This window comes from Brevibacillus sp. HD3.3A (assembly GCF_013284375.2).
In the GTDB taxonomy this organism is placed as follows: Bacteria; Bacillota; Bacilli; order Brevibacillales; family Brevibacillaceae; genus Brevibacillus; species Brevibacillus parabrevis.
Window position 1 is genome coordinate 4,058,622 of record NZ_CP085874.1, and the last position, 13,296, is coordinate 4,071,917.

Below are 13,296 nucleotides of genomic sequence, written 5' to 3' on the forward strand. Positions count from 1 at the left end.
CCATGTCGTAAGATATGGGGACAACCTTGGAGGTGTTTTTGCGTTGGCAACTAGAGTTAGTTATCCCGTAGAAATTAAAATGAAAGCAATTGAAATGCGTCTTGCAGGTGTCACCAAAAAGCAGATCATGCAGGAACTAAATATTAAAAATAAGACCCAAATTCAACAGTGGATGCGCTGGTATCAGAGCGGAGACATTCATCGTCTTCAACAGCCTGTAGGAAAGCAATATAGTTATGGAAAAGGGCCGATGTACGATTCTGAACTGGAACAAGTCAAAGCAGAGAATCGTTTTCTTAAACAACAACTGGACGTTCTAAAAAAGTTAGAGGAGTGGGAAAGGAGGTGTCACCAGAAGTAATCGTTCCTTGGATGGAGTCCATTCGTGGGCAAGTAAGCGTGAGCCAAGCTTGCGCGTGGCTTGGTATCCCTCGTTCTACCTACTACCGTTGGAAAGCTGCATACGCGAAAAGAAACGAGGATTTAGTTGTGGAAAAGATTCGGCAACTCTGTATTCAACATAAGTTCCGTTATGGGTACAGAAAGATTACAGCACTGATGCGAGCTGAGATGTCAATTAATCATAAACGAATACAACGTATCATGCAGCGTGAACAACTACAATGCCGAGTGAGGATGAAGAAACGAAAGACAACAGGACAACCTTCTTATGTAGCAGATCATCTCCTGCTGCGACAATTTCAAGCAAGTACCCCCATGCAGAAATTAGTGACCGACATTACTTATTTACCTTACGGAAGTAAACTTTTATATTTATCGAGCATCATGGACTTGTACAACGGTGAGATTGTGGCATACAGTATTTCTGACAAACAAGACACATCGCTTGTCCTCGATACGCTATATCAACTGCCAGACCAACCTGGAATGATGCTACATAGCGATCAGGGCAGCGTGTATACGTCTCAGGCGTATCAAGCAGCAGTTAAGGGAAAAGGCATTACCATGAGCATGTCCCGTAAGGGTACGCCCGCTGATAATGCCCCCATCGAGTCGTTTCATTCCACACTAAAGTCTGAAACGTTCTATCTCGATAATTTTATCTGTACGACGACGGCCATCGTTGTACAGATTATCCAAAGCTACATTCATTACTATAACTCAATTCGCATTCAAACGAAACTAAACAACCAGTCACCGATTCAATTTCGGCAACTGGCTGCTTAAATAGCTAAGGTGTTTTGATCCCTGTCCTACGGACGGGGGTCAGTCCCTTTGGCACATCCAGAAAGTCCGGGCCTTTTTCTGTCACGAACGAAAATAGCCTCGCCGCCGAAACGAATGAGTCTGTCGTGCGAAAAATCGAAGTACATCCTTATGACCCGCGTTGGGCTGCACAATTTGCCAAGGAGGCCGAACTGCTGAGGAATGTGTTTCAAGACAATCTCGTCACCATCCACCATATCGGCAGCACAGCTGTTCCTGGTCTGAAAGCCAAACCGATTATCGACATGCTGCACCCCGCAGGCTACGTCGAAGGAAAACATGATCTGGCACTGTCCTTGGAACCAAAAGCAATGGCCTCAGAAAGAGCGCAGCCAAGCATAAAAAGAACACCTCGCCCAAAGCAGGAGCGAAGGTGTTCTTTTGTAAATGCCTCTCGTGCATACATGATGCGTTTGCCGAGTGGCTGGCGTCTACACGCAAATCAGCGATGCCAGGTCGCGCGGATAGTACGTCAGCATCTCGATGCCGTCTGCCGTAACAGCCACCGTGTCCGAATGGCGGAACCCGCCCAGGCCGCGCACGTATATTCCCGGCTCTACGGTCAACACCATGCCTGGCTGAATGATCGTATGGTCGCCCAGATCAAAAAACGGCGCTTCATGACCGAGCAGCCCGATCGCATGTCCTGTATGGTGTGCGGTCAGATGCTGAATATTTTTTTCTTTAAAATAGGCTTGCACAGCTTCTTCCACCTGCGACATCGGGATACCCGGCCTGATGTGTTGAAAAGCGACGTCCTGGGCTTCCAGCATGTATTGAAAATACGTTTCCTGCTCTTTGCTCGCTTCCTGGACAAACATCGTCCGCTCCAGCTCGCTGTGGTAGCCCCACACTTCTCCTGCCGCCCCCGTGACGAGCGTATCGCCTTTTTTCAGAACGAGATTTTGCGTCACAGCATGCGGGAAGGCCGACATCGCGCCTACCTGTCCGCGGAAAATCGCGTAAGCCGTGTTGCCGTGCGGCTTGTAATCCGGCCCCAGCGTCTCGATCATCGCCATCGTCGCCTCGGAGCTGGCGCGAGTCGTAATCTCGATCTCGCTTAATCCCGGCTTCGAATACTTTTGCAGCAAGCGGTGGGCGAGGTTGCCCCAGCGGCACGATTCCTTGATCAGCTCGATTTCCGCTGGCGATTTGACCACGCGCATTTCTTCCACGACACCGTATATCGACGCAAACGACTCTGCTTCCAAAAACTGACTCACCTTCGGACCGCGATACCCCATCGAAGAGCCGTAACCATCTGCGTCAAACCCTACGCGTTTTCCCGCAAAGCCAGCTTCTACGAGCGCGTCCTTGAAATACTCCATCGGGTGGCGCAGTCCGGGGTATTCCGGATACGAGTGCACCTTGTTGACGCAGGCAAACTCTTCTGCGTGCTCATGCTCCAGGGCAGGAACGAACAGATGGGTTTCCTGATTCGGTGCGATGAAAAAGCCGATCGGCCGCTCTGTCGGGTGGAAATGAAAGCCCGTCAAATAAAAAATATCGGTGACCCCAAACAAGATCGCGCAGTCGAGCTGCTTCTCCTGGACTTTTGCAAAAAACGTTTGCTGGCGCTGCAAAATTTCGGCTTTGGAAATCGCGAGTAACATGAACATCTCCTCTTTTCTCTCAAAATGGTCAGATCGGCAAAATGGGATTTACGCGTACAGGTGGCAGGCGACGATGTGCTCGCCCAGATCGACGACGGGCGGCTTTTCCGTCCGGCAAACCTCCATGCACGCGGGACAGCGCGGGTGAAACGTGCAGCCTTGCGGCGGATCGAGCGGGCTTGGCACATCGCCGCTGAGGATGATCCGCTCTCTCGTATCGTCTGGATGCGTGATCGGAACGGCAGACAAAAGCGCCTGTGTGTACGGATGCTTCGGTTCTTGGAACAGCTTTTCCGTCTGCGCCTGTTCTACCAGCTTGCCAAGGTACATGACTCCGACCCGGTCCGTGATGTGGCGAACCACACCCAGATCGTGGGAAATAAAAATGTAGGTCAAATGAAACTCGCGCTGCAATTGCAGCAGCAGATTGATCACCTGCGACTGGATCGATACATCCAGCGCAGATACTGGCTCATCCGCCACAATCAGGTCAGGCTGGAGGATGACGGCCTTGGCGATCCCGATTCGCTGGCGCTGTCCGCCGGAAAATTCGTGCGGATACGAATGCAGATGATAGTCAGACAAGCCGACAATTTTTAAAATCTCGCTCGCCTTTTTCACGCGTTCGTCCGGGCTGTACAGGCCGTGCACCCGCAGCGGCTCGGTTAAAATTTGCAAGATCGTTTTCTTCGGGTTGAGCGAAGCGTACGGGTCCTGGAAGACCATCTGCATCCTCCGGCGGAGGCGGCGCATCCTTTCATACGGCAATCGCGCGACATTTTCCCCGGCAAACCAGATTTCGCCCGCATTCGCCTCTTGCAGCCGCAAAATCGCCCGGCCCGTCGTCGATTTGCCGCATCCGCTCTCCCCTACCAGCCCGTACGTCTCGCCGCGATACACTGTGAACGAGACGTCATCGACCGCTTTCACCTGCTGCTTGGGCGAAAACCAGCCCTTTTTCAACTCATAATATTTTTTCAGATGCTTGACTTCCAAAAGCGGCTCAGGTCGCATGGGCCACCTCCTCCAATGCAGTCTCCTCCTCGCCCGCATACAGCCAGCAGCGACATGACTGCCTCGGCAAAGCCACAAGTGGCGGCCTGTCATGACGGCACCGTTCCATCGCCTGCGAGCAGCGCGGCGCGAAGGTGCAGCCTTGCCCGACCTCATCCGGGCGCGGGACGCTTCCCGGGATCGATTTCAGCTCCCCCTTGCGCTCGTTGGCATTTGGCATCGAGGCCAGCAAGCCTTGTGTGTACGGGTGGCGCGGCTGGTCAAAAATCGTCCGCACCTCCGCACTCTCTACCACCTGCCCGCCGTACATGACGACAACCCGGTCGCACATCTCCGCGACGACGCCGAGGTCATGCGTGATGAGCAGCATCGCCATTTGCTGCTTTTGCTTGATCTCCTTCATCAGCTGCAAAATTTGCGCCTGAATCGTCACATCCAGAGCGGTCGTCGGCTCGTCGGCGATCAAAAGCTTGGGCTGGCACAGCATCGCCAGCGAAATCATGATGCGCTGACGCATCCCGCCCGACAGCTGATGCGGATACTCGTCGATGATTTGCCCAGCGCGGGGAATCCCTACCGATTGCAGCACTTCCACCATTTTTTCGCGGATTTGCCGCTTCGTCAGACTCGTGTGCTGCCTGAGCGGTTCCGCCATCTGCTGTCCGATCGTAAACACCGGATTGAGCGAAGTCATCGGCTCCTGAAAAATCATCGACATCTCATTTCCGCGCAGCTTGCGCATCTGCTTTTCGGGGAGATGGGTAATATCGCGCCCGGCAAAATGGATCGTGCCCCCCACAATCGCCGCGGCCGGCTTGGGGAGCAGCCCCATCACCGACAGCGATGTAACGCTCTTGCCGCAGCCTGATTCGCCGACAAGCCCCACCGTTTCCCCTGCATATACGGTCAAATCCACGCCGTTCACCGCTTTGACGACGCCATGGCCGCTGCGAAAATGGGTTTGAAGCTGTCGCACCTCCAAAATCGGGGAACGATTGCCCATGCTGCTCACCTCCTTCAATGTCCTTTCAGTTCCGGATCGAGCACATCGCGCAGCCAATCCCCGAACAGATTGACACCCAAAGCCGTCATGACAATCGCGACGCCAGGAAACGTAATCAGCCACCACGCGCTGAAAATGTAGTCTTTGCCTTCGCTGAGCATATTGCCCCAGGCTGGCTGCGGCGGCTGGACGCCAAAGCCGAGAAAGCTGATCGACGCCTCGGCAATGATGTAGGTAGCGATCTGCAACGACGACAGGACGATGATCGGCGTAAACAAATTCGGGACGATATGCTTGACGATGATTTCCCAGCGCGGGACGCCTGTCGCCACACAGGACAAAATAAATTCCTTTTCGCGCAACGCCAGCACTTCGCTGCGCACGACACGCGCATAGACGATCCAGCCTGCGAACACGAGCGAGATAATGATATTTTGCAGTCCCGCTCCGATCACGGCATTGATGACCAGTACAAGCAAAATGAACGGGAAGCTCAGCTTGACGTCGACAATGCGCATGATGATGATGTCTGCCCAGCCGCGAAAGTATCCGGCAACGACTCCGAGAATCGTCCCGATCAGTCCGGCGAAAAGGACCGTGCAGCTCCCGATGATAAGCGACACGCTCGTGCCATGAATCAGCCGGGAAAAGATGTCTCGTCCCAACTGATCCGTCCCGAGCAGGTGACCATCCGTCAGCGGCGGCAGCAGCTTTTTGGCAAATTCAGCCTGGTTCGGATCGTAAGGAGCAAGCCACGGGCCGAATATGCCGAGGATGACCACTACGAAAATGATGAGAAAGCCAGCCAGCCCTGTCGGACTTTTGACCAGCCGCCGCATGTAGGTTCGCCACGCTGGCTCCCTTTTTCGGGAAAGTGAGGCAGGGCGTGGATTCGCAGCGGCTTCTGTCAGCGTCGATTGATTCATGCGGCACCCCCTATTTGAAGCGAATTTGCGGGTTGACGTAAGCGTAGAGCAGATCCACGACAAAATTGATGACGGCGTAAATAAAGGCGATCAAAAAGACCCCGGCCATGACGACAGGAAAATCGCGGTTCAACAAAGACTGCATCAATAACCGCCCCATCCCCGGCCAGGAAAAGACGACCTCGACAATCACCGCCCCGCCGAGCAACACGCCCAAATCGAGTGCAACGAGTGTAATAATCGGGATGAGCGTGTTTTTCAGCGCGTACACCGAGAGAATTTTGTAGGTCGGCACACCGGACGCCTTGGCTGTACGGATGTAGTCTTTGCGCAATACATCGAGCATCGTGGAGCGTGTAAACCGGGCAAACCTCGCCACGCTGTACGCCGCCAAAGTCAGCGCCGGGAGAATCAAATGAACCAGGGAGCCGCCCCCGCCTGTCGGCAGCCATTGCAGTTGGACCGCAAACAAGTAAATCAGAATCAGTCCGAGCCAAAAGCTTGGCAGCGCTTGACCGAGCACGGTCGCGGCCACTCCAGCCTGATCGAACCACGTATTGCGCCTGTAAGCGGACTGGATGCCGATCGGGATCGCGATCAAAAGCGACAGCCCGAGCGAGGTAAAGGCAAGCTGAAACGTCGCCGGAATCCGGTTGATCACCATTTGCAGCGCATCCTCGCGCGTCCGCAACGACGTTCCGAAATCGCCCTGGACTGCTTTGGTCATAAACTCGGTGTACTGCACATGCAAAGGCCGATCGAATCCGAGCTGCTTGCGAAACTGTTCCAGCTGCTCGCGCGGGGCATCAGGCGGCAGGAAGAGCGCCGTAGGATCGCCTGACAGCCGAATGATGAAAAAGACAGCAGTCAGTGCCAGGAACAAGACGACTACGACTTGACCCGTTCGTTTGATGACATAATCGAGCATCGTATCCTCCCTTCCATGAGACGGCTTTCGCTTACTGCCCCCACTTCATTTCAAACACGAGGAACTTCTCGTCCGGTCTTGGCGCAAACTGCAAGTTTTTGGCCACCGCGTACAGGTCGCCCTGCTGCCAGAGCGGCACCCAAGCCGCTTCTTCCACCAGACGATGCTGCAGCTCGTCAAACGCCTTCTTGCGCTCTGCCGGATCGAAAATCGGCAACGCTTTTTGAATCATCGCTTCCACGTCTTTGTCGTAAAAGCCGCTGTACGGTGCTTTTTCCGTAAACAAGTTCTCAATCGTTCCCTGCGCGTCAAAAGCAGGTCCCCAGCCGAGAATGAACATGTCTTTCATTTCATGCTGGCGAATTTTCGCGAGATGGTTCCCCCACTCGTTCGCCTGCACGGTTACTTGAATCCCGATCCGTTGCAATTGCGAAGCGATGGCTTGCGCGACGTGCGTATCCATCGGATAGCGGCCGTTCGGCGTATCAAGAGTCAGCTTCAACGTCTTCGGATCGATGCCCGCTTCTTTGAGCAGAGCAACCGCCTTGTCCGGATCGTAGCCGTAATCTTTCGTCTCCGTATAGTCGGCATTGACTTTGGAGAGCGGGCCTGTCATCTTCGTCCCGTTTCCGTTCAGCACGGATTTCAGCAGTTCGTCCACATCAATCGCGTAGTTCAGCGCCTGACGCACACGCTTGTCTTTCAGCGGCCCCTCATAAAAAGTGTTCAGCGCCAAATAGTTGATTCGCGAAGATCCGACCAGCTCGATCTTGCCGTTTTCGCTGCTTTTTACGCGCTCGACCGAGTCGACCGGCACGTTTTTGAACAAGTGAATTTCCCCGCCGAGAAAAGCGGACAGCCGCGCGCTAAACTCGGGAATAATCCGGAAGGTTACCCGCTTGATCGACGGCGCTCCTTGCCAGTATTCTTCATTGGCGACCAGCTTGAGCGAATCGTCCCGCGTCCATTTGTCAAATTTGTAAGCGCCTGTGCCAACCGGGTCTGTAGCCGCTTTTTCCAGGCCGACTTCCTTTGTATGCTTCGGGGCCATAATCAACAAATCATCGGCGACCCTGAGCAAAAGCGTCGGGAATGGCTGCGATGTAATCACTTGAACAGTCTGGTCGTCGATGACTTTGACTTCCTTGACGTCCTTCCATCTGGAGCGGTAAAACGAATTGTTTTTTTCATCCAAAATGTAGTCGATATTGAATTTGACCGCCTCGGCATTGAACGGCTCGCCGTTCGTAAATTTCACCCCTTGGCGCAGCTTGAACTCCCATGTGAGCGGGTCGATGTTTTTCCATTCCGTTGCAAGGACCGGAATCAACGCGCCTTTTGCATCTCGGTCGATGAGCGGATCGTATATGTTGCGAATTTGAATATCTGTCACGTAGTTCACGTCCGTATTCGCCAGCATCGTGGCAGCATCTGCCTCGAAGCCGATCACCAGCTCTTCGGGAACGGAAGCGGGGGCCGCTGTGTTTTCGGTTCCGCCTGCAGGCTGTGGAGTGGCTGGCGCAGTAGGCGTGGTGCCCGCCGTCTCCGGTGTGCAGGCGGCGAGCAAAACGGTAAAACAGATGAACAAGAGCAGAAACAAATGATTTTTTCGTAACATTTTCATCCCCCTCGTCTTGTATTTCGGAGTGATATGACGAAAAATTCCGAATTAACTTACATTTTAACAAAGTGACTGTTTCTTGCTACGTATGTTTCTATGAATTTCGCGAGGAAAACTTGTAAGTTTTAACGAAAAAAGCGAGACCGCCATAGTCATTGCCCCCGGGATTTTCTATAATGAAAGTTGGATGAAGCTTCCATAAGCGATTATCAAAATTTTGCAAACAAAAGGGTGGCCCTATGAAACGAGAGCTGAGTCACAGACAGTTGCAAATGCTGATTCAAGTGTCCAACGCGATCAACTCTACCCTGAATCTCGATATGGTCTTCAACACGATTATGCGGGAGACGCTGGCCGTCATCGAAGCTGCGGATGAAGGCTATTTGTTTTTGTACGATCCAGAGGAAGACATGCTCGTCGCCAAAAGCATTTTCTTGCGCAGCAACGACATTCTCTCCGTCGTCCGCCTCAAGCCGGGAGAATCGATGACCGGCATCACTTTTTTGAACAAGGCTTGCACGCATTTCCCTGACCGGGACAGTGTCTATCAGGCTACGCGCACCATGTCACCGGGCAACCAGGCCAGGCTCACGGCAGCCGATCCGATTTTTCCGTACTCAGCCGCCTGTGCCCCGATCATGACCAACGGCGAGTGCATCGGAGTCATCACGCTGGACTGCTTCCACCCGCACAAATCGTTTCAGCCGGAAGATTTGCAGCTTTTGGAGGCGATCTCCCATCAAGCCGCTGTCGCGCTGGAAAAAGCCAATCTGTACCGGGCGCAAGAAAACTCGATTTCCTTGCTGGAAGAACTGAACGTGCAAATGAATCGGCAAAACCAGCTGCTGAACCGCTCGCTGGAAATTCATCAGCACCTGGCGCGACTTGTGTTGCACGGAGAAGGCTTGCAGGCGATCTTTACGTATTTGCATCAGTTGCTGGGAAAAACGTGCCTGTTGCTGGATCAGACGGGTGAACTGATTGTCGCTTCGATCGAGCCGCTTCCAGCAGCTACGCAAAATCAGCTTGCCAACCTTCGCGCTTTTCTCCACCCGCTGCTCGTCAAGGCGACCTCGCTCCCGCTGCCGGAAGCGCCCCATACCTTGATCGATTGCGTCCTGTTCCCGATCGGGGCGAAAGCGAATTTTCTCGGCTATCTCGTCATCGTCACCACGGAAGCGCTGGAAGAAGTCGATCGCGCAGCTTTGGAGCATGCCAGCACCGTCATTTCCTTTGAGCTGGTGAAGAAACAGGCGATTTTTGAAACCGAGCAAAACTTGAAAGGGCAGTTTATCGAGGAATTGTTTGCGGGCAGGATGAGCGAGCAGCTGACTGAGCAGGCGAAGCATTTGCAGTTGGATGCGAGTCGGCTCTATCAGGTACTGACGATTCATTTCGAAGCAGACAAGCTCGACTTTGCCGAGCTGTATTCTTTGATTTTGACGGTACGCAGACACTTGACACAGCTGGCGGCAGACTTGTTCCTGAAGCGCTTCCCGCACGGCTTGATCGTAGCCAGACACGATCACCTCATTTTGCTGCTGTCCTATCCGCAATCGGTTGCCGAAGCAGAAGCTCAACGCTACTTGAAGGAACAGTGCCAAATGTTTGCCGACTACGTGGCGAACAAAAAGTGGGGGCTGCGTGCAGCCTTTGGAATCGGCAGCGTCAAGCGCGGGCTTTCCGAGGTGTACAAATCGTCGGAAGAAGCGGTCAAGTGCCTGCAATTTTTGAAAAATTACAAAACAGGCTCGTCCTACATCAGCTACAGCGAGCTGGGAGGCAAGCGCCTGCTCTTGCAAAACAGTGCGGACGAGCTGACCGACTACGTGCTGGAAGTATTGGGGCCGCTCCTCTCCTATGAAAAATCGCGCAAACGGGAATTTTTGCAAACGCTTGCTGCCTATGTAGCCAACAGCCTGAAAATGAAAGAAACGGCGCAAAGCTTGAACATCCATCTGAACACTCTTATTTACCGGATCAGGCGCATCGAGGAAATACTCGGTATCTCGCTGGCTGTCAACAAGCACTTCATGGACGTCTGTCTCGCGATCGAAGTGTACGGGCTGCTGGAGGTGCAAGTCGAGCAGCGGATGAGTCAGTTGCTTTCGCCTGCCCGTTAGTGTGGTTGGTGTGCCTGTCATGGTTGATTTGCTATGAAAAAAAGCGAGAGTCTCGCTTCTGAGCTGCCCTCTGTAAAATAGACAGGAAATAAAAAACACGTTAAGTAACCTGAGTCTGTCCGTCTGAATGAATCACGAACTCAGGTTACTTCATTTTTTCTAGAAACGCTTACGGTTGTAGGTTCAAGGGGGAAATAAAGGTGAACAAACTATTATCAGCCCTATTTACTGCTATTTTTTATTGTGCCTTGTTGGCTTTTATAGAATACACTCCAATGAATATGCGCGAAGCAAATACATATTACTTTTCATACTTTAGTTTACTGCTTATATATCTCACATACTCGGTTCCGTTTTTGATAATCGTCGGGATACCTTTCTCCATCTTCATTGAGAAAATGGAAAGTAGAATAGCATTTACCTCTCTTGTCAAAAGGTATTGGTTTAATGTCGGTCTATATATCCTATCGGGGATTATGGTAGCCTTATTTTTCTCTTTGCTCTCGAAAGGAAACATCCTGTTGAGATTACTCGATTTTGAAGGATTCTTTATTTATATCATTCCCTCAATTCTTTACTACCACTTTTTACTACTTAACAGTCTATGGATCAAAAATTAATTTGTCAGGAAGACAGGAAATAAAAATTCATGAAGCAACCTGAGCTCAGCATTCGTCGAACTCAGGTTGCTTCATGTTTACAGATGCCATCATCCATCGCAAGCTACAGGCGTCACTTGTCGAACTGACGAACTAATGCCCCACCATCCAAGGCCGCTTGCTCCCGTGCTGGCGAGCAGGTGCGTGCTGCCCGTGGGCATGTCCGTGGCTGCATCCCGCTCCGTGATGTCCATGCGACTCTTTTTGCACCACTTTCGGTTCCACGCCGCGCTCGATTCTTTGCCGCAGTGCTTGTGGCGTAAAAATCAGTCCCGGAGCGGAATACAGCCGCTTTGACTGCTTTTGGCATTCCGGGCAGTCGACGGAATCAGTCACTTCGCTTATTTTCAACCATTGGATGAACGGGCCGCATTGTTCGCACAAATAGTCGTATCTCGGCATCGTCTCTGCTCCTTTTTCGGCAATTTTTCCGCTCTGTGGTCGCCTTTTACCTCGGCAAAATATCGCGGTCGAAGATGCTGGTCGGGATCGAAATCGTGCAGCAAGCGTTCGGAATGTCGACGATTCCGGCGATCCGTCCCTCCACTGGCGCGGTTCCCAGCAGCATGTACGCCTGCTCGCCCGTAAAGCCCATCACGGTTTTCAAATACTCAATCGCGTTCAGGCAAGCGTTGCGATAGGCGACATGCGCGTCCATGTACAATTGCTGTCCGGTCGTCTCGTGTACGGAAATTCCTTCAAACACGAGGTATTCCGTGAAGTGCGGCTCTACCGGGCCTGGCTTGAACACCGGATTGTTGATGATGTTGTACTTCGCCATGCCGCCCTTGATCACGTCGACATGCAAGTCGAGCCAGCCCGCCATCTCGATGCCGCCGCAAAACGTAATTTCTCCATCCCCTTGCGAAAAGTGCAGGTCGCCCATGGACAGCTTCGCGCCTTCCACATAGACAGGGAAGTAAATTCTCGTCCCTTTGGACAAGTTCTTGATATCGCAGTTGCCGCCGTGCTCGCGGGGAGGCACGGTACGAGCCGCTTCCCGCGCAATTCGCTCAAACTCGGCTCCCTTCAAGCTGCCCAAAACAGCACTGTGCGGGGTGGGCAGATTCGCCAACGGCGGCACGCGCTCCGGATCGGTCAAGACCAGATCGCGTTCTCTGCGGTTCCAGCGATCCAGCAGCTGATGAGACGGCGCCGTTCCGATCAGGCCGGGATGGAGAATCCCCGGAAATTTGACTCCCGGCAAGTGGCGGGAAGAGGTGTAGATGCCGTGAAAATCCCAGATCGATTTCGCGGCTGTCGGGTAGTGATCGACGAGGAAGCTGCCGCCATTCTCCCTGGCGAAAATGCCGTTGAAGCCCCATTCCGATTGCGGCAACGCTCCAATATCCAAAATATCGACGACCAAAAGATCGCCAGGCTGTGCTCCGTTGACCCAAATCGGCCCGCTCAGCACGTGCACGCGATTGAGGTTGACGTCGCGTATATCTGACGGATCGTCGTTGTTGCTGATTTGTCCATCCGTCCAGTCTTTGCATTCGATGCGGAAAACCGCTCCGGGATTGACGGATACTGTCGCGGGAATGTCAGGATGCCATCGATTGTGTCCGGGTGTATCCTGTTCCTCCATCGGTTTGTTCAAGTCGACGCGAAATAATACTTCTGGCATGCTGCATCCTCCTTTATCTGCTGTAGAATGAGTGCTGCTCAGTGAAGGATGGAAGCAACATGCATGCCAATGACGGAAAATTCTAAAAAATTAACCATCCGCGATTCTTTTGCCTATATTTTCCTGTATACTAAGTGGAGAGCCTGTCGCAAAACAGGTCAGCTTGCGACTGCCCATGCTTGTTTTCTTTTCGTACACTTGTCCCACAATCGGACAGCCACAATCAACCATTTTACCAAGAAGGGATGCGAGTACCATTACTGAAGCCGGCGTGCTACTCTCGTTAATCGGAGCTTCATCCGTCATCGGGCGTTCGCATCATCGCGCTGTCTCTCACGCACTCTATCACCCTCCTGATTCCTTTTACCAGCACAGATTGCACCACCATTCACATGTGCAAACGATTCTTTTGTCATGCACGGCTCCTGCCTGCTCTTCCTCCGCCATGCCAGACAGCCTTTGCCCTATACACCGCTTACAGCGAATGGAAGAATGGCACAACCCTGCCTGCTCCAAAACACCGCTGCCGTTCTTGTTCACACCAGGTTCAAG

At 52.7% G+C, this 13,296-nt stretch carries 10 protein-coding genes and 1 pseudogene; 3 read left to right on the forward strand and 8 right to left on the reverse strand.

Annotated elements, in window-relative coordinates; all coding sequences use genetic code 11:
- Positions 1-43: 43 nt before the first annotated feature.
- A protein-coding gene (locus HP435_RS18805) for an IS3 family transposase (protein ID WP_122966905.1) occupies positions 44-1,188 on the forward strand; the annotation gives its coding sequence in 2 pieces (ribosomal slippage) (positions 44-317 and positions 317-1,188; 1,146 coding nt in all).
- Between the two features lie 125 nt (positions 1,189-1,313).
- A pseudogene (locus HP435_RS18810) lies at positions 1,314-1,475 on the forward strand (GrpB family protein); the annotation flags it as partial.
- A gap of 183 nt (positions 1,476-1,658) precedes the next feature.
- On the opposite strand, the gene HP435_RS18815 reads toward HP435_RS18810, so the two are convergent.
- Genes HP435_RS18815 through HP435_RS18840 form a run of 6 tightly spaced genes read right to left on the reverse strand, consistent with a single transcriptional unit; the run spans position 1,659 to position 8,329 of the window.
- A complete protein-coding gene (locus HP435_RS18815) occupies positions 1,659-2,840 on the reverse strand; it encodes a M24 family metallopeptidase (protein WP_173599852.1) in 1,182 nt (393 codons plus the stop codon).
- Between the two features lie 48 nt (positions 2,841-2,888).
- On the reverse strand, positions 2,889-3,854 hold the full coding sequence (locus HP435_RS18820) for an ABC transporter ATP-binding protein (RefSeq protein WP_173599851.1): 966 nt from the start codon (positions 3,852-3,854) through the stop codon (positions 2,889-2,891).
- Complete coding sequence (locus HP435_RS18825) at positions 3,844-4,857, reverse strand: ABC transporter ATP-binding protein (RefSeq protein WP_173599850.1); 1,014 nt, start codon at positions 4,855-4,857, stop codon at positions 3,844-3,846. Before HP435_RS18825 ends, HP435_RS18820 begins: the two co-directional genes overlap by 11 nt.
- Positions 4,858-4,871: 14 nt before the next feature.
- Positions 4,872-5,783: an ABC transporter permease gene (locus tag HP435_RS18830; protein ID WP_173599849.1), complete on the reverse strand. Its 912-nt coding sequence runs from the start codon at positions 5,781-5,783 to the stop codon at positions 4,872-4,874.
- A 10-nt stretch (positions 5,784-5,793) separates the two neighbouring features.
- The gene (locus tag HP435_RS18835) at positions 5,794-6,711 is read right to left on the reverse strand and encodes an ABC transporter permease (protein WP_122964892.1); all 918 of its coding nucleotides are present in this window, start codon (positions 6,709-6,711) and stop codon (positions 5,794-5,796) included.
- Between the two features lie 31 nt (positions 6,712-6,742).
- Positions 6,743-8,329: an ABC transporter substrate-binding protein gene (locus HP435_RS18840; RefSeq protein WP_173596981.1), complete on the reverse strand. Its 1,587-nt coding sequence runs from the start codon at positions 8,327-8,329 to the stop codon at positions 6,743-6,745.
- Between the two features lie 242 nt (positions 8,330-8,571).
- Here HP435_RS18840 and HP435_RS18845 point away from each other — a divergent pair, with 242 nt between their 5' ends.
- Positions 8,572-10,455: a helix-turn-helix domain-containing protein gene (locus tag HP435_RS18845; RefSeq protein WP_173599848.1), complete on the forward strand. Its 1,884-nt coding sequence runs from the start codon at positions 8,572-8,574 to the stop codon at positions 10,453-10,455.
- Positions 10,456-11,207: 752 nt separating this feature from the next.
- Here the strand turns inward: HP435_RS18845 and HP435_RS18850 are convergent.
- Positions 11,208-11,516 (reverse strand): FmdB family zinc ribbon protein, encoded by a 309-nt coding sequence (locus HP435_RS18850; RefSeq protein WP_122964888.1) that lies wholly within the window; start codon positions 11,514-11,516, stop codon positions 11,208-11,210.
- A gap of 46 nt (positions 11,517-11,562) precedes the next feature.
- Entirely contained in the window at positions 11,563-12,744 is a 1,182-nt protein-coding gene (gene fmdA, locus HP435_RS18855; protein ID WP_122964887.1) for a formamidase, read from the reverse strand.
- Between the last annotated feature and the right edge of the window lie 552 nt (positions 12,745-13,296).